General features: G+C 72.5%; 13 protein-coding genes. 10 read left to right on the top strand and 3 right to left on the bottom strand.

Translation table 11 applies throughout. The features are described 5' to 3' along the window. Window positions 1-172: 172 nt before the first annotated feature. Entirely contained in the window at window positions 173-1,555 is a 1,383-nt protein-coding gene (locus BKA05_RS11250; protein ID WP_179531512.1) for an aspartate aminotransferase family protein, read from the bottom strand. Window positions 1,556-1,688: 133 nt separating this feature from the next. On the opposite strand from BKA05_RS11250, the gene BKA05_RS11245 reads away from it, so the two are divergent. The 10 genes from BKA05_RS11245 to BKA05_RS11200 all read left to right on the top strand — a co-directional run bounded on the left by BKA05_RS11245 (window position 1,689) and on the right by BKA05_RS11200 (window position 13,678). Next, complete coding sequence (locus BKA05_RS11245; RefSeq protein WP_179531511.1) at window positions 1,689-3,323, top strand: amidohydrolase; 1,635 nt, start codon at window positions 1,689-1,691, stop codon at window positions 3,321-3,323. A 147-nt stretch (window positions 3,324-3,470) separates the two neighbouring features. Then, window positions 3,471-4,907: a gamma-aminobutyraldehyde dehydrogenase gene (locus BKA05_RS11240; RefSeq protein WP_179531510.1), complete on the top strand. Its 1,437-nt coding sequence runs from the start codon at window positions 3,471-3,473 to the stop codon at window positions 4,905-4,907. A 7-nt stretch (window positions 4,908-4,914) separates the two neighbouring features. After that, complete coding sequence (locus BKA05_RS11235) at window positions 4,915-6,144, top strand: saccharopine dehydrogenase family protein (RefSeq protein ID WP_179531509.1); 1,230 nt, start codon at window positions 4,915-4,917, stop codon at window positions 6,142-6,144. Further along, window positions 6,117-7,469: a 4-aminobutyrate--2-oxoglutarate transaminase gene (gene gabT, locus BKA05_RS11230; protein ID WP_179531508.1), complete on the top strand. Its 1,353-nt coding sequence runs from the start codon at window positions 6,117-6,119 to the stop codon at window positions 7,467-7,469. The genes BKA05_RS11235 and gabT overlap by 28 nt, the downstream gene beginning before the upstream one ends. 13 nt (window positions 7,470-7,482) lie before the next feature. Then, the gene (dxr, locus tag BKA05_RS11225; protein WP_179531507.1) at window positions 7,483-8,580 is read left to right on the top strand and encodes a 1-deoxy-D-xylulose-5-phosphate reductoisomerase; all 1,098 of its coding nucleotides are present in this window, start codon (window positions 7,483-7,485) and stop codon (window positions 8,578-8,580) included. A gap of 21 nt (window positions 8,581-8,601) precedes the next feature. Next, window positions 8,602-9,963, top strand: a complete 1,362-nt coding sequence (locus tag BKA05_RS11220; protein ID WP_281364577.1) for a M50 family metallopeptidase — start codon at window positions 8,602-8,604, stop codon at window positions 9,961-9,963. A gap of 176 nt (window positions 9,964-10,139) precedes the next feature. Further along, entirely contained in the window at window positions 10,140-11,081 is a 942-nt protein-coding gene (locus BKA05_RS11215; protein ID WP_179531506.1) for an endonuclease domain-containing protein, read from the top strand. A gap of 150 nt (window positions 11,082-11,231) precedes the next feature. Next, complete coding sequence (gene ispG / locus BKA05_RS11210) at window positions 11,232-12,383, top strand: flavodoxin-dependent (E)-4-hydroxy-3-methylbut-2-enyl-diphosphate synthase (protein WP_179531505.1); 1,152 nt, start codon at window positions 11,232-11,234, stop codon at window positions 12,381-12,383. Between the two features lie 64 nt (window positions 12,384-12,447). Then, a complete protein-coding gene (locus tag BKA05_RS11205; RefSeq protein ID WP_179531504.1) occupies window positions 12,448-13,293 on the top strand; it encodes a GNAT family N-acetyltransferase in 846 nt (281 codons plus the stop codon). A 22-nt stretch (window positions 13,294-13,315) separates the two neighbouring features. Next, window positions 13,316-13,678 carry a DoxX family protein gene (locus BKA05_RS11200; RefSeq protein WP_179531503.1) on the top strand — a complete coding sequence of 121 codons (363 nt, stop codon included), beginning with the start codon at window positions 13,316-13,318 and terminating at the stop codon, window positions 13,676-13,678. A gap of 22 nt (window positions 13,679-13,700) precedes the next feature. On the opposite strand, the gene BKA05_RS11195 is transcribed toward BKA05_RS11200, so the two are convergent. Together BKA05_RS11195 and BKA05_RS11190 are read right to left on the bottom strand one after the other, a co-directional pair. Beyond that, on the bottom strand, window positions 13,701-14,564 hold the full coding sequence (locus tag BKA05_RS11195; RefSeq protein WP_179531502.1) for an LLM class flavin-dependent oxidoreductase: 864 nt from the start codon (window positions 14,562-14,564) through the stop codon (window positions 13,701-13,703). Between the two features lie 34 nt (window positions 14,565-14,598). After that, a complete protein-coding gene (locus BKA05_RS11190) occupies window positions 14,599-15,693 on the bottom strand; it encodes a hypothetical protein (protein WP_179531501.1) in 1,095 nt (364 codons plus the stop codon). Window positions 15,694-15,720 lie beyond the last annotated feature (27 nt).

Genomic DNA, 15,720 nt, shown 5'->3' with positions numbered 1-15,720 from the left:
TCCTCGCTGCTCGACCAGCCGTGCTCACCGGGTCTCGACGACGCTCGTCGCTGGCGCTCCTCGCTGCTCGACCAGCCGTGCTCACCGGGTCTCGACGACGCTCGTCGCTGGCGCTCCTCGCTGCTCGACCACCGGGATGCGCTGGCGCTCCTTCCTGCTCGACCGGCTGGCCTCAGAGCATCGAGGAGGCCTTGTCCAGGACCACCCGGAGGATCTGCTCGATCTCGTCGAAGTGGGACTGGTCGCAGATGAGCGGGGGAGCGAGCTGGACGACCGGGTCGCCGCGGTCGTCGGCGCGGCAGTAGAGACCCTCGGAGTAGAGCTGCTTGGAGACGAAGCCGAAGAGGATGCGCTCGCACTCCTCGTCGCTGAAGGACTCCTTGGTGGTCTTGTCCTTCACCAGCTCGATCCCGTAGAAGTACCCCTCGCCGCGGACGTCGCCGACGATCGGCAGGTCCAGCAGCCGCTCCAAGGTGGCGCGGAAGGCGTCCTCGTTGCTGCGGACGTGGTCGAGGACCTTCTCCTCCTCGAAGATCTGCAGGTTCTTCAGCCCGACCGCCGTGGAGACCGGGTGGCCGCCGAAGGTGTAGCCGTGGGCGAACATCTCCGCGCCCTGGCGGAACGGCTCCATCAGCCGGCGGCTGGCGATCATCGCGCCCAGCGGCGAGTAGCCCGACGTCAGTCCCTTGGCGCAGGTGATCATGTCGGGCTGGTAGTCGAAGCGCTCCGCGCCGAACATGTGGCCCAGCCGACCGAAGGCGCAGATGACCTCGTCGGAGACCAGCAGCACGTCGTACTCGTCGCAGATCTCCCGCACCCGCTGCCAGTAGCCCGGCGGCGGGGGGAAGCAGCCGCCGGCGTTCTGCACCGGCTCCAGGAACACCGCGGCCACGGTGTCGGGGCCCTCGGCCTCGATCGCCACCGCGATCTGGTCCGCGGCCCAGCGGCCGAACTCCTCCAGCGTGCCGCCGCCGAAGCCCGGGTGCAGCTCAGCGCGGTAGTAGTTGGTGTTCGGCACCCGGAACGTCGAGGGCACCAGCGGCTCGAACTGCTGCTTCAGCAGCGGCAGCCCCGTGATCGACAGCGCGCCCTGCGTGGTGCCGTGGTAGGCGATCGCCCGGGAGATCACCTTGTGCTTCATCGGCTTGCCGGTGAGCTTGAAGTAGTTCTTCGCCAGCTTCCACGCCGTCTCCACGGCCTCGCCGCCACCGCTGGTGAAGAACACGTGGTCCAGGTCGCCGGGCGCGTAGCCGGCGACCTTCTCGGCCAGCTCGATGGCCGTCGGGTGCGCGTAGGACCACAGCGGCATGAACGCCAGCTCCTTGGCCTGCGCCGCCGCCGTCTCCGCCAGGTCCTCACGACCATGGCCCAGCTGGCTCACGAACAGCCCCGCCAGCCCGTCCAGGTAGCGCTTGCCCTTCGCGTCCCACAGGTAGGCACCCTCCCCGCGCACGATCACCGGCACGTCGCCGTCGGCGTACTGCCCGTGCCGCGTGAAGTGCATCCACAGGTGGTCCTTGGCGGCCCGCTGGAGGTGGTCGTAGTCCGGGTGCATGCGCCCATGCTGACCGTCTCGTGACGGCAACGCAAGGGATTCCGTCGCGAAAGCGTAATTATGTGACGAAATCCGTTGTTGCAGACAGGATGCGTTGTCGGGTTCGCGTGCCCGGCTGGTAGGAATCGTCCCCATGGCGACCCTCTTCCGTGGCGGCACCCTCTTCGACGGCGAGCAGTACGCCGGAGTCGCCCAGGTCCTGGTGGCCGACGGCCGCATCGCCGCCGTCTCCACCGGCGACGCTGCCGAGCAGCCCCTCGACGCCCCGGCCGGCACCCGTGTCGTCGACCTCGAGGGCGGCCTGCTCGCGCCCGGCTTCGTCGACGCCCACGTCCACGTCGTCCAGGGCGGCCTCGAGCGGGTCCGCTGCGACCTGTCCGGCCTCGACGGCCGCGAGGCCTACCTCGCCGCCGTCCGCGAGTACGCCGCCGCCCACCCCGACCTGCCCTGGATCCAGGGTGGCGGCTGGGCGATGGCGGCCTTCCCCGGCGGCACCCCCACTGCCGCCGACCTCGACGCCGTGGTGCCCGACCGCCCCGTCGCCCTGCCCAACCGCGACCACCACGGCCTGTGGGTCAACAGCCGCGCCCTCGCCCTGGCCGGCATCGACCGGCACACCCCCGACCCGCCCGACGGCCGCATCGAGCGCGACGCCGCGGGCGAGCCCACCGGCACCCTCCACGAGGGCGCCATGCAGCTGGTCAGCCGCTTGCTGCCCGCCACCACCGACGCCGAGGCCGACGCCGCACTCGCCGCCGGCCAGTCCTACCTGCACTCGGTCGGTGTCGTGGGCTGGCAGGACGCCATCGTGGGGGAGTACGTCGGCATGGACGACCCCGGCCCGGCGTACCTGCGTGCCGCCCGCGCCGGCACCCTCGCCGGCCACGTCGTCGGCGCCCTGTGGTGGGACCGCGACCGCGGCCTCGAGCAACTGCCCGGCCTGCGCGAGCGGCGCGCGGAGTACACCCACGGACGGTTCCGTGCCACCAGCGTCAAGGTCATGCAGGACGGGGTCGCCGAGAACGGCACGGCCGCCCTCACCGAGCCCTACCTCGACCGGTGCGGCCACCCCACCGCCAACGCCGGTCACTCCTTCCTCGACCCCGTCCGGCTCGGTGAGGCTGTCCGCGCCCTGGCCGCCGACGGCTTCCAGGTCCACGTCCACGGGATCGGCGACCGCGGCGTGCGCGAGGCGCTCGACGCCTTCGCCGGCCTCGACGCCGCCGGCCGCGCGCTGCGCCATCACATCGCCCACCTCCAGCTCATCCACCCCGACGACGTCGCCCGGTTCGCCGTCCTCGGGGTCGCGGCCAACATCCAGGCGCTGTGGGCCTGCCTCGACGAGCAGATGGTCGACCTGACGCTGCCGTTCCTCGGGCCCGAACGTGCCACCTGGCAGTACCCCTTCGGCGACCTCCACCGCGCCGGAGCCCGGCTCGTCGCCGGCAGCGACTGGCCGGTCAGCACCCCCGACCCACTCGCGGCCGTCCACACCGCCGTCACCCGCACGGCGTACGGCGAGGCCGGCCCGGCCGGCACCGAGCCGTTCCTGCCCGCCCAGGCGCTGGACCTCGAGACCGCGTTCGCGGCGTACACCTCCGGCAGCGCCTGGATCAACGGTCGGGACGACGCCGGCCGGGTGCGCCCCGGGGCGGTGGCCGACCTCGTGGTGCTCGACCGTGACCCGTTCGCCGGCCCGGCCGAGCAGATCGGCGCCACCCGCGTCCGCAGCACCTGGATCGACGGTGCGCTCGTCCACGAAGCCTGAAGCCGGGTCACCCGGGTCACCCGGGTCACCCGGGTCACCCGGGTCACCCGGGCCACATCGTCGTCAGACCAACGTCATGCGACGGATTCCGCGCCGTTTCGGTCAGACGTCTACCGATTCCGTAGGTCCTTCACTAGTGTCGCCGACATGGCCGACACGACCTTCCGCAACGTCATCAACGGCGAGCTCGTCCCCGCCGCGTCCGGCGCGACCTACGACGTCATCGACCCCACGACCGGTGAGGTCTACGCCCAGGCGCCCGCCTCGGGCACCGAGGACGTCGACCGCGCGTACGCCGCCGCCGACGCCGCCTTCGAGGGTTGGGGCTGGGAGACCACCCCGCAGGACCGCGCCCGCGCGCTGCTCAAGCTCGCCGACGCGATCGAGGACCGCGTCGAGGAGCTGAACGCCGTCGAGTGCCGCGACACCGGCAAGCCGCTGGGGCTGACGATGGACGAGGAGATGCCCTACGCCAGCGACCACTTCCGGTTCTTCGCCGGCGCCTGCCGCGTCCTCGAGGGGCGCGCGGCGGGGGAGTACATGGCCGACCACACCTCGTGGGTGCGGCGCGAGCCGATCGGCGTCGTCGGCCAGGTGACGCCGTGGAACTACCCGCTGCTGATGATGATCTGGAAGATCGCACCCGCCCTGGCCGCCGGCAACACCGTCGTCCTCAAGCCCAGCGACACCACCCCGGCCAGCTCCACGCTGCTCGCCAAGATCGCCCAGGAGTTCCTGCCGCCCGGCGTCCTCAACGTCGTGTGCGGCAACCGTGACACCGGCCGCGCGCTGGTCTCCCACCCGACCCCGCAGATGGTCGCGATCACCGGCTCGGTGCGCGCGGGCATGGAGGTCGCCGGGTCCGCGGCCACCGACCTGAAGAAGGTCCACCTCGAGCTCGGCGGCAAGGCGCCGGTGATCGTCTTCGACGACGCCGACCTCGCCGCCGCCGCCGAGGGCATCGCGGGCGCCGCGCTCTTCAACGCCGGGCAGGACTGCACCGCCGCCACCCGCGTCCTCGCCGCCCCCGGCATCCACGACGACCTCGTCGCCGCGCTCGCGGAGGCCGCCCGGGGGATGCCCACCGGCATGCCCGACGCCGAGGGCACCTACTACGGCCCGCTCAACAACAGCAACCAGCTCGCCCACGTCACCGGGATGGTCGACCGGCTGCCCGACCACGCCGAGGTCGTCACCGGCGGCACCCGTCACGGCGAGGCCGGCTACTTCTACGAGCCGACCGTGCTCTCCGGGCTGCGCCAGGACGACGAGCAGATCCAGACCGAGATCTTCGGCCCCGTCATGACCGTGCAGCGCTTCACCGACGAGGCCGAGGCGCTGCGCTGGGCCAACGGCGTGAAGTACGGCCTGGCCTCCAGCGTGTGGACCGCCGACCACGGCCGCGCCATGCGTGTCTCGCGCCGCCTGGACTTCGGTGCGGTGTGGATCAACACCCACATCCCGTTCGTCTCCGAGATGCCGCACGGCGGCTTCAAGCACTCCGGCTACGGCAAGGACCTCTCGATGTACGGCCTGGAGGACTACACGAGGATCAAGCACGTCATGTCCTCGATCGGTGGCTGAGGCAGCCATGAGGATCCTGCTGGTCGGCGCCGGAGGGGTGGGCTCGGCGTTCTGCGCCATCGCCGCACGGCGCGACTTCTTCGAGACGATCGTGGTCACCGACTACTCCCTGGAGCGGGCGGAGGCCGCGGCCGCCCAGGACGAGCGGTACGCCGCCGCACGCGTCGACGCCTCCTCGGCCGACGCGGTGGCCGCGCTGTGCCGCGAGCACCGCATCACCCACGTGATGAACGCCGTCGACCCGGTCTTCGACATGCCGGTCTTCGAGGGCGCCTTCGCCGCCGGCGCCGACTACCTCGACATGGCGATGTCTCTGTCGAAGCCCCATCCCGAGCGCCCCCACGAGGTGCCCGGCGTCAAGCTCGGCGACGAGCAGTTCGCTGTCGCCGAGCAGTGGGAGGCCGCCGGCAGGCTCGCCCTGGTCGGCATCGGCGTCGAGCCGGGGCTCTCCGACGTCTTCGCCCGCTACGCCGCCGACCACCTGTTCTCCGAGATCGACGAGCTCGGCACCCGCGACGGCGCCAACCTGGTCGTGCGCGACGACGACGGGAACGAGGTCTTCGCCCCGTCGTTCTCGATGTGGACCACGATCGAGGAGTGCCTCAACCCGCCCGTGGTGTGGGAGGACGGCGCGTGGCACACGACCGCGCCGTTCAGCGAGCCGGAGGTCTTCGACTTCCCCGAGGGCATCGGGCCGGTCGAGTGCGTCAACGTCGAGCACGAGGAGGTGCTCCTCATGCCGCGCTGGATCGACTGCCGCCGCGCGACCTTCAAGTACGGCCTGGGCGAGGAGATGATCACCATCCTCAAGGTGCTCCACCAGCTCGGCCTGGACTCCACCGAGAAGGTGTCGGTGAAGGGGGTGCAGGTCAGCCCCCGTGACGTGGTGGCCGCCGTGCTGCCCGACCCCGCGACCATCGGCCCGCGGATGACCGGCAAGACCTGCGCCGGCCTGTGGGTGACCGGCACCGGCAAGGACGCCGAGGGCCGGCCGACCGGGCCGCGCTCGACGTACCTCTACCACGTCGTCGACAACGAGCAGACGATGCGCGAGTACGGCCACCAGTGCGTGGTGTGGCAGACCGCCATCAACCCCGTGGTCGCCCTCGAGCTGCTCGCCACCGGTGCGTGGCAGGGCAGCGGGGTGCTCGGGCCCGAGGCGTTCGACGCCGTGCCGTTCCTGGACCTGCTCACCTCCTACGGCAGCCCGTGGGGTGTGCGAGAGTTGGCGCCGTGACCCACCAGATTCCGCAAGTACGCCGGTTGGCGACCGAGATCCCCGGACCACGTTCGCTGGAAATGCTCGAGCGCAAGAAGTCTTACGTCGCCGACGGTGTCGGCACCGCTCTGCCCGTCTTCGTGGTCGAGGCCGGCGGCGGGGTGCTCGTCGACGTCGACGGCAACAGCCTGATCGACCTCGGCTCGGGCATCGCCGTCACCACCGTCGGCAACAGCGCGCCGGCCGTGGTGCGTCGCGTCGCCGAGCAGCTCGAGGCCTTCACCCACACCTGCTTCATGGTCACCCCGTACGCCGGCTACGTCGACGTGGCCGAGCGGCTGGCCGAGCTCACCCCCGGCGACCACGCGAAGAAGTCCGCGCTGTTCAACTCCGGCGCCGAGGCGGTCGAGAACGCCGTCAAGATCGCCCGCGTGGCGACCGGCAGGGACGCCGTCGTCGTCTTCGACCACGCCTACCACGGCCGCACCAACCTCACGATGGCGATGACGGCCAAGAACATGCCCTACAAGCACGGCTTCGGGCCGTTCGCGGGCGAGGTCTACCGCGCGCCGATGTCCTACCCGCTGCACGACGGGCTCTCCGGTGCCGACGCGGCCGCGCGCGCGATCGACGTGATCGACAAGCAGGTCGGCGCCACCAACCTCGCCTGCGTGGTCATCGAGCCGATCCAGGGCGAGGGCGGCTTCATCGAGCCCGCCCCCGGCTTCCTGCCCGCGCTCGCCGACTGGTGCCGCGAGCACGACGTGGTGTTCATCGCCGACGAGATCCAGTCCGGCTTCTGCCGCACCGGCGACTGGTTCGCCTGCGACCACGAGGGCGTCGTCCCCGACCTGGTGACCACGGCCAAGGGCATCGCCGGCGGCCTGCCGCTCGCGGCCGTCACCGGCCGGGCCGAGCTGATGGACGCCGTCCACGGGGGAGGCCTGGGCGGCACCTACGGCGGCAACCCGCTGGCCTGTGCCGCCGCGCTCGGGGCCATCGAGGAGATGGAGACCCACGACCTGGCCGGCCGGGCCCGCGAGGTCGAGGCGCTGGTGCGCGGGCGGCTGGAGAAGATCGCCGCCGAGCACCCGGTCGTCGCCGAGATCCGCGGCCGGGGCGCCATGCTGGCCATCGAGCTGTGCCGGCCGGGCACCCTCGAGCCGGATGCCGCCCGGGCGGCGGCCGTGTCGGCGTACTGCCACCGCCAGGGGGTCGTCACGCTGACCTGCGGCACCTGGGGCAACGTCTTCCGCTTCCTGCCGCCGCTGTCGATCTCCGACGAGCTGCTCGAGGAGGCCTTCGACGTGGTGGCCGAGGCGTTCGCCGCGACCGCCCCCTGACAGACTCGGGTCCGTGCAGCGTCGCGACGTCGTCATCCTCGGCTCCACCGGATCCATCGGCACCCAGGCGCTCGACCTGGTGCGCGCGAACCCCGACCGGTTCCGCGTCGTCGGCCTGACCGCCGGCGGCTCGAACCCCGACCTCTTCGCCCGGCAGGTCGAGGAGTTCGGCCCGGCCGTCCACGGGCTGGGGGAGCAGGCGTCGGTCGACGCCGCGGCCCACCCCTGCGACGTGGTGCTCAACGGCATCACCGGCGCCGTGGGCCTGCGGCCGACCCTGGCCGCGCTCGACGCGGGCAGCACGCTGGCGCTGGCCAACAAGGAGTCGCTGATCATGGGCGGCCCGCTCGTCCTCGACCGGGCCGCTCCCGGCCAGCTGGTGCCCGTGGACTCCGAGCACTCCGCGATCGCGCAGTGCCTGCGCGGTGGCGCCCGCGACGAGGTACGCCGCCTGGTGCTCACCGCGAGCGGCGGCCCGTTCCGCGGGCGCACCCGCGAGCAGCTCGCCGACGTGAGCGTCGCCGACGCGCTCGCGCACCCGACGTGGGCCATGGGCCCGGTCATCACCATCAACTCCGCGACCCTGGTCAACAAGGGGCTGGAGGTCATCGAGGCGCACCTGCTCTTCGGCGTGCCGTTCGACGCGATCGAGGTCGTGGTCCACCCGACGTCGGTGGTGCACTCGATGGTGGAGTTCCACGACGGCTCGACGCTGGTGCAGGCCAGCCCGCCGACGATGATGATCCCGATCGCGCTGGGACTGGCCTGGCCCGACCGGGTGCCCGACGCTGCCGCCTCGGTCGACTGGAGCCGCCCGGAGACCTGGGAGTTCCTCCCGCTGGACGACGAGGCGTTCCCCGCCGTGGCGCTGGCCCGCGAGGCCGGCGACCTCGGCGGCACGGCCCCGTGCGTCTACAACGCCGCCAACGAGGTGGCCGTGGACGCCTTCCGTTCAGGGAACCTCCCGTTCGTCCGGATCGTCGATGTGGTGGCCGAGGTGCTGCGCTCCCACGACGTACCCTCGGAGCAGGACCTCTCGCTCGACGACGTCCTCGGGGCCGACGCATGGGCCCGCGAGGAGGCGCTCCGCGTGATCGCCCGCACCACCTGACGGACCCTCCCGAGGAATGTGATGACCGCTCTGCTCTACCTGCTCGGCGTCGTGCTGTTCGTCGGCGCCATCCTGGTCTCGATCGGGTTGCACGAGCTCGGCCACATGATCCCGGCCAAGCGGTTCGGCGGGAAGGTCACGCAGTACTTCATCGGCTTCGGCCCCACGGTGTGGAGCCGGCAGGTGGGGGAGACCGAGTACGGCCTCAAGGCGATCCCGCTCGGCGGCTACGTCAAGATCGTCGGCATGCTCCCGCCGGGGGCCACCGAGCTCGGCGAGGTCACCTACGACGAGCACGGTGAGCAGGTCACCCGGGTCCGCAAGTCCAACACCGGGATGTTCACCCAGCTGATCTCCGACGCCCGCGCCGCGGAGTGGGAGCTGGTGCAGCCCGGCGACGAGGACCGGCTGTTCTACAAGATGCCGTCGTGGAAGAAGATCGTGGTGATGGCCGGCGGCCCGTCGGTCAACATCATCATCGCGTTCGCGCTGTTCTGGGGGATCTACGCCACCTACGGCAACGTCGTCGACATCGAGGCCGAGGCCGGCCCGCCGGTCATCGACACCGTCTCCGAGTGCGTCATCCCGTTCAGCGAGGAGGGGCGCGCGTGCACCGACTCCGACCCGCTGGCTCCGGCGTACGAAGCCGGCCTGCGGCCCGGTGACGTCGTCACCTCCTTCAACGGCACCCCGGTCACCGGCTGGGACCAGCTGCGCGAGCTGATCCGCGACAACGCCGACGGCGACGCGGTGATCGGCTACGAGCGCGACGGGACGCGGCTGACCGGCGAGACCTCCACGACCGTCCAGGCGCGCCCGACCGGCGACTCCACCGAGACGCTGACCGAGGTCGGCTTCCTCGGCGTCACCCCGACCGTCCGCTACGTCACCGAGACCGGCGGCCCGCTCTACACCGCACGGCAGATGGTCGGAATGACCAAGGACACCGTGGTCGCGCTCGGCCAGCTGCCGGTGAAGGTCTGGGGCGTGGCGAAGGCGATCGTCGGCGTCGAGGAGCGCGCGATCGACAGCCCCGTCTCCATCGTCGGCGGCGGCCGGATCGCCGGCACCGTCTCCTCCACCGACCAGCTGGACCTCTCCCAGAAGGCCGTCTCCCTGGCGGGCCTGGTCGCCGGGTTCAACCTGTTCATCGGCCTGTTCAACTTCCTGCCGCTTCTCCCGCTCGACGGCGGCCACATCGCCTCCGCGTCCTGGGAGTGGGTCCGCCGCGGCTGGGCGCGCCTGCGCCGCCGCCCCGACCCCGGGTACGTCGACGCCGCCAAGCTGCTCCCCGTCGCCTACGTCGTCGCCTCCGCCCTGCTCGTCATGGGCGTGGTGCTCATCGTCGGCGACCTGGTCGTCCCCGTGCAGTTCGACGCCTGAGGGTCGGCGGGGCTCGGGGGACGTCATACGGACGGGACGTCCGTTCCTTCGTCTCGTATGACGTCCCGCGGTCCTGACCGGCCCGCACAGTCTCCACAGCAGCTCCCCGCGCCAGGCGTTCCACACCCTGCCGATGGCAGCCCCCGAGGTTCCCCTTCACCGGGGATCGTCCGGGCATGGCCACCTCGACGAGCATCGACGACGAGCTCCTCCGCGCCGCCCAGAGCGTCGCGGCGTCCCAGGGGAGCGTCCTGTCCCGACGTCAGCTCTACGCGCTGGGAGTGCCCCGATGGCTGGTGGCCAGGGAGGTCCGCGCACGGCGCTGGGCGCGGGTGGGCGACCAGGCGGTCTGCGTGCACAACGGCCCCATCAGTGACGTCGGCCGGCGCTGGGCGGCGCTGTTCGTCGGCGGCCCCCGCGCCATGCTGGACGGGGCGTCCTCGTTGGTCGCCTCGGGTCTCGAGCGCTTCGACGAGGGCAGGGTGCGGGTCTCCGTCCCACGGGGAGCCCGGATACGGCATCGTCGTGAGTACGACGTCCGCCAGACCCGACGATGGTCCGCCCAGGACCGCATGACCGACGCGGGCATCCCCAGGACCCGGCCGGCCGTGGCAGCCCTCCGCGCGGCGCTCTGGGCGCGGACCGACCGCGAGGCGACGTACGTCGTCACCGCAACGGTCCAGCAGGGCCTCGTACGCCCGGAGCAGCTCGGGCTCGAGCTCTTGCGCATCCGGCGGGACCGGCGCCGGCCCCTGCTCCACGAGGTCGTCAACGAGCTGCTGGACGGCGCTCGGTCGCTGGGGGAGCTCGACGTCGCCCGTGCACTGCGTGAGCGGGGACTTCCGGCTCCGGCCCGTCAGGTGCTGCGTCGAGATGGCCGGGGTCGCTACTACCTCGACCTCTACTGGCCGCAGTTCCGCCTCGTCGTCGAGGTCGACGGGATCCACCACTCCTGGGCCGAGAACGTCGTGGGCGACGCACTGCGCCAGAACGCTCTGACCATGCAGGGTGACCGGGTCCTGCGCCTCCCGCTGCTGGGCTTCCGCCTCGAGCGGGAGGCGTTCCTCGACCAGATCGAGGAGGCCATGGTCGCCGCGGGGTTCCGGCGCGCCGCCTGAGGAACCGCGTGGGACGTCATGCGTACGGCGGCAGCGGACGTCCCCTCCGTATGACGTCCCGGGCGGCCCCGGCGGACGTCATACGCAACGAGACAGCGGACGTCCCCTCCGTATGACGTCCCACCGCACCCCACTGAGTAGCCTGGAGCCATGACCTCGATCAGCCTCGGGATGCCCGCCGCCCCACCGCCGGTGCTGGCTCCCCGCCGCCAGACCCGCCAGATCCAGGTCGGGAAGGTCGGGGTGGGATCTGACCACCCGATCTCGGTGCAGTCGATGACCACGACGCTGACCTCCGACGTCAACGCGACGCTGCAGCAGATCGCCGAGCTGACCGCCAGCGGCTGCGACATCGTGCGGGTGGCCTGCCCCAGCCAGGACGACGCCGAGGCGCTGCCGGCGATCGCGCAGAAGGCGCAGATCCCGGTCATCGCCGACATCCACTTCCAGCCCAAGTACGTCTACGCCGCCATCGAGGCCGGCTGCGCGGCGGTCCGGGTCAACCCCGGCAACATCCGCGCCTTCGACGACCAGGTCAAGCAGATCGCCAAGGAGGCCGCCGACCACGGCACGTCGATCCGCATCGGCGTCAACGCCGGCAGCCTCGACAAGCGCCTGCTGGAGAAGTACGGCAAGGCGACCCCGGAGGCCCTCGTGGAGAGCGCCAAGTGGGAGGCCAGCCTCTTCGAGGAGCACGGCTTCCGCGACTTCAAGATCTCCGTCAAGCACAACGACCCCGTCGTGATGGTGCGGGCCTACGAGATGCTGGCCGCCGAGGGCGACTGGCCGCTCCACCTGGGTGTCACCGAGGCGGGGCCGGCCTTCCAGGGCACCATCAAGTCCGCGACCGCGTTCGGCGCGCTGCTCAGCCAGGGCATCGGCGACACCATCCGCGTGAGCCTGTCGGCCCCGCCGGTGGAGGAGGTCAAGGTCGGCATCCAGATCCTGGAGAGCCTCAACCTCAAGCCCCGACGCCTCGAGATCGTCTCCTGCCCCAGCTGCGGCCGCGCCCAGGTCGACGTCTACAAGCTCGCCGACGAGGTCACCGCCGGCCTCGACGGACTCGAGGTCCCGCTGCGCGTGGCCGTGATGGGCTGCGTCGTCAACGGCCCCGGCGAGGCCCGCGAGGCCGACCTCGGTGTCGCCTCCGGCAACGGCAAGGGCCAGATCTTCGTCAAGGGCGAGGTCATCAAGACCGTGCCGGAGTCCAAGATCGTGGAGACGCTGATCGAGGAGGCCATGCGCATCGCCGAGGGCATGGAGGCCGTCGACGGCGGTTCCGCCGAGGTCACGGTGGGCTGATCCAGCCGTGCCAGTCCCGGTCGAGCACGCACCGGCCCCGCGCCGTACGCCGTAGGCTGCGCGCGTGCTGACCACCCGCGACGGCGTCCGTCCCCTCGGCGTCGCGGACCTCGAGGAGTTCCTGGCCCTGGCCGGACGCGACCCGGTGGTCAACGTCTTCGCCGACTACCGCGCCCGCACCACCAGCCTCGAGCCGCGCTGGCTCGGCGGCGAGGTCTGGGGCCGCTTCGAGGACGGCCGGATGCGCGCCGCCTGCCACGTCGGCGCCAACCTCGTGCCCGTCCAGGCCACCGCCGAGGACGCCCGCGCCTTCGCCGAGCGGGCGATGTCCAAGGGCCGGATGGCCTCGACCGTCGTCGGCCCGCACGCGGCGGTCGAGGCGTTCTGGCGGGCCGTCTCGACGACCTGGTCCGCGCCCCGCGAGATCCGCTGGCAGCAGCCGCACCTCGAGATCGCCGGGCCGCCGCTGGTGGCTTCCGACCCTCTCGTACGCCGTACGACCCGCCAGGACATGGCCCAGCTCTATCCCGCGTGCGTGGCGATGTACACCGAGGAGGTCGGGCTCTCCCCGGAGACCGGTGGCAGCGGGGACCTCTACCGGGCGCGGGTCACGCAGCTGGTCAGCCGCGGCTGGTCCTTCGCCCGCTTCGACGAGGGCCGACTGGTCTTCAAGGCCGAGGTGGCGTGCGCGTCACCGGCCGCGGCGCAGATCCAGGGGGTCTGGGTGCCGCCCGAGCGCCGCGGTGAGGGGCTCGCCGAGTCCGGCATGGCCGCCGTCGTCGACATCGTGCGCCGGGAGATCGCCCCGACGGTCTCGCTCTACGTCAACGAGTGGAACGAGCCGGCCCGCCGCGCCTACCGGGCCGTCGGCTTCGCCGAGACCGCGCGCTTCTCCACGATCATGTTCTAGGGCGGTCTGGCAGGCTGCGTCCGTGACCCTCTCGCGCACCGCCCGCCTCGTCGCCACCGCCTTCACGATCAACGGGGTGGTCCACCTGGTGCGGCCGCAGGTCTTCGAGCCGGCGATGCCCGCCTGGGTCCCGGCGCACCGCGAGATGATCGTGTGGAGCGGGTACGCCGAGCTGGCCTGCGCCGCCGGCCTGGTCGTCCCGCGCACCCGGCGGGTCGCGGCGCTCGCGAGCGTCGGGCTGCTGGCGGGGGTCTACCCGGCCAACGTGCAGATGGCCGTGGACGCCATGGCCGGGGACAAGCCGGCGTGGAAGGTGCTCACGCTGGCCCGGCTGCCGCTGCAGTGGCCGATGGTCCGCGCCATGTGGCGCACCGCCCGCGGCTGAGCCCGCATCGGCACCCGCGGGCTCAGAGCGTGGGCAGCAGCGCGGCGACCTGCTCGAGGACCCGCTCCGAGGCGGCGTACGGCGGCTCCGGCCGTGGCCAGTGCGTGATCGCGTCGGTGAACCCCAGCCCGCCGACCCGGCCGACGAGGTCGGTGAAGAACTCCACGCTCGACAGCGACGTCCGCCCGTCGCCGCCGAACAGGGTGCCCGCGGAGTCCAGCAGCACGTAGCGCGGCAGCTCGCGACCCTCCAGCGCCTCGTCGAGCACGCGCGAGGCGGCGGCCAGCCCCGCCACCCACTCCTCGACGGTGTCGGCCGGCGGACCGGTGGTGACCCACCCGTCGCCGACGCGTGCGGCGTAGCGCACCGAGCGCGGACCGCTCCCGGCGACCAGCAGGGGGGTGCGGGCCAGCGGCGGCAGGGTCCGCGCGTCCCGGACGGAGAACCAGCGGCCGTCGGCGTCGACGTGGTCCTCCGCGCGCAGCCGCAGCAGCAGGTCGACGTCCTCCTGGAAGCGGTCGACCCGTTCCCGCACGGTCAGCTCCGGCTGGGCCAGCAGCCGGGAGTCGAGGTCGCCCCCGGTGCCCAGCCCCAGCAGGAACCGTCCGTCGGAGACGTCCTCGAGGGCCTGGGCCTCGCGCAGCAGCTGGTAGGGGTGACGGAAGTTGGGGGAGGCGACGAGCGTGCCGAGCCCGATCCGCGAGGTGGTCGCCGCGACCGCGCCGAGCACCGGCGTGGCCGCCCGCCACGGGGCGTCCGGCAGCCCGCCCCAGACCAGGTGGTCGTAGGTCCACGCGTGCGCGAAGCCCATCTCCTCCGCAGCCCGCCACCGCGGTGCGGCCTCCCGCCAGGGCAGGTCGGTCAGGACGGTGATGCCGATGCGCATGCCCGGAGTCTGCCGCAGGGCTCCCCGGGCCGGGTCACAGCCAGGGCGCGCCCTTCCCGAGGTCGGAGGCCAGCTCGCAGTCACCGGCGTCGCACCGGACGGTCCCCGAGGACTCCCGCGTCACCGCCCCGAGCAGGACGGTGTCGCCGTCCTCGAAGAGGTAGTGCTCGAAGAAGCCGTCCACCTCGTAGCGACCGGTCTCCACTCCGTCCGCTGTGCGCACGTGCACCTGCGAGGGGCCCAGGCCGTCGGTGAGCTTGAAGACCGTGAGCACGTGGCTCCCGTCCGGGGAGATCGCCCGGACCGCCTCGTCGCAGGAGCGCCACAGCTCCTGCGCAGGGTCGGAGAGCAGGCTCAGGACCGTGCAGCCGCCGTCGTACGGGTCGTCGGTGAACACCACCAGCCGGTCGTTGCGCAGGTCGGCGCGGTAGCCGTACCTGCTGCTCAGCCGCGTCCCGGTGCCACCGGCGAGGTCCCAGGCGACCACGGGGCCGTTCTCCCCGGCGTACACGACGGTCGAGGAGTCGGCGTCGAGCGGGTTGAGGTAGCCCCGGCGCTTGCGCGTCCCGAGCAGCTCCCCGCTGGTGCTGTCGAAGGCACGCAGCAGCGTGTGCCGGCGGGGCCGGGTCTTGAACCGGCCCGTGACCAGCGTGGTCCCGTCGCTCCCGAGCACCGGCTCGGCACCGTGGGTGTCGCCCAGGATCTTGCGGCTCCCGCCGCCGGGGGTCTGGGCGCGCACCTGGTCGCGGCCGTCGCGCCGCACCAGCACGACGTACCTCCCGTCGGGGCGCGTCCCGAGCAGCTGCACCCACCGGCCGCGGACGCGGGTGGCGGTGCCGTCGTCGTGGATGGTGCGCCCGTCGACGTACGGCGCCTTCGCGTCGGGTCCGCGCTCGAGCCGGGCGGGGTCGACCCGGGTGGTCTCGGCGCGTGCTCCGGTCCGGTCGGCGGCACCGCGGGCGTCGGTGCCGGCGTCGGCCGGCACGGCCGCGAGCGCGACGGCGGTCGCGACGGCGGCGGTGGTGGCAGCGAGGGCGGCCAGGGCGGAGCGGCCGGTGCGGCCGGGGCGGGTGTGTCCCGTGCGGCCGTGGCGGGTGGGTGGGACAGGGGTCCGAGAGAAGAGGCTCATGCCCCTACGACGCAGCGGATACCGGAT

Origin of the sequence: Nocardioides marinus, from assembly GCF_013408145.1 — a bacterium.
GTDB classification, from domain to species: domain Bacteria; phylum Actinomycetota; class Actinomycetes; order Propionibacteriales; family Nocardioidaceae; genus Nocardioides; species Nocardioides marinus.
The sequence above is the reverse complement of the archived record's forward strand: the minus strand, read 5'-3'. Positions and strand labels throughout refer to the sequence as shown.

What these genes read in the sequence shown, in the direction of transcription:
- BKA05_RS11250 (WP_179531512.1), bottom strand. Translation starts at nt 1,555, where the DNA reads ATGCACCCGGACTACGACCACCTCCAGCGGGCCGCCAAGGACCACCTG.
- BKA05_RS11245 (WP_179531511.1), top strand. Translation starts at nt 1,689, where the DNA reads ATGGCGACCCTCTTCCGTGGCGGCACCCTCTTCGACGGCGAGCAGTAC.
- BKA05_RS11240 (WP_179531510.1), top strand. Translation starts at nt 3,471, where the DNA reads ATGGCCGACACGACCTTCCGCAACGTCATCAACGGCGAGCTCGTCCCC.
- BKA05_RS11235 (WP_179531509.1), top strand. Translation starts at nt 4,915, where the DNA reads ATGAGGATCCTGCTGGTCGGCGCCGGAGGGGTGGGCTCGGCGTTCTGC.
- BKA05_RS11220 (WP_281364577.1), top strand. Translation starts at nt 8,602, where the DNA reads ATGACCGCTCTGCTCTACCTGCTCGGCGTCGTGCTGTTCGTCGGCGCC.
- BKA05_RS11215 (WP_179531506.1), top strand. Translation starts at nt 10,140, where the DNA reads ATGGCCACCTCGACGAGCATCGACGACGAGCTCCTCCGCGCCGCCCAG.
- ispG (WP_179531505.1), top strand. Translation starts at nt 11,232, where the DNA reads ATGACCTCGATCAGCCTCGGGATGCCCGCCGCCCCACCGCCGGTGCTG.
- BKA05_RS11195 (WP_179531502.1), bottom strand. Translation starts at nt 14,564, where the DNA reads ATGCGCATCGGCATCACCGTCCTGACCGACCTGCCCTGGCGGGAGGCC.
- BKA05_RS11190 (WP_179531501.1), bottom strand. Translation starts at nt 15,693, where the DNA reads ATGAGCCTCTTCTCTCGGACCCCTGTCCCACCCACCCGCCACGGCCGC.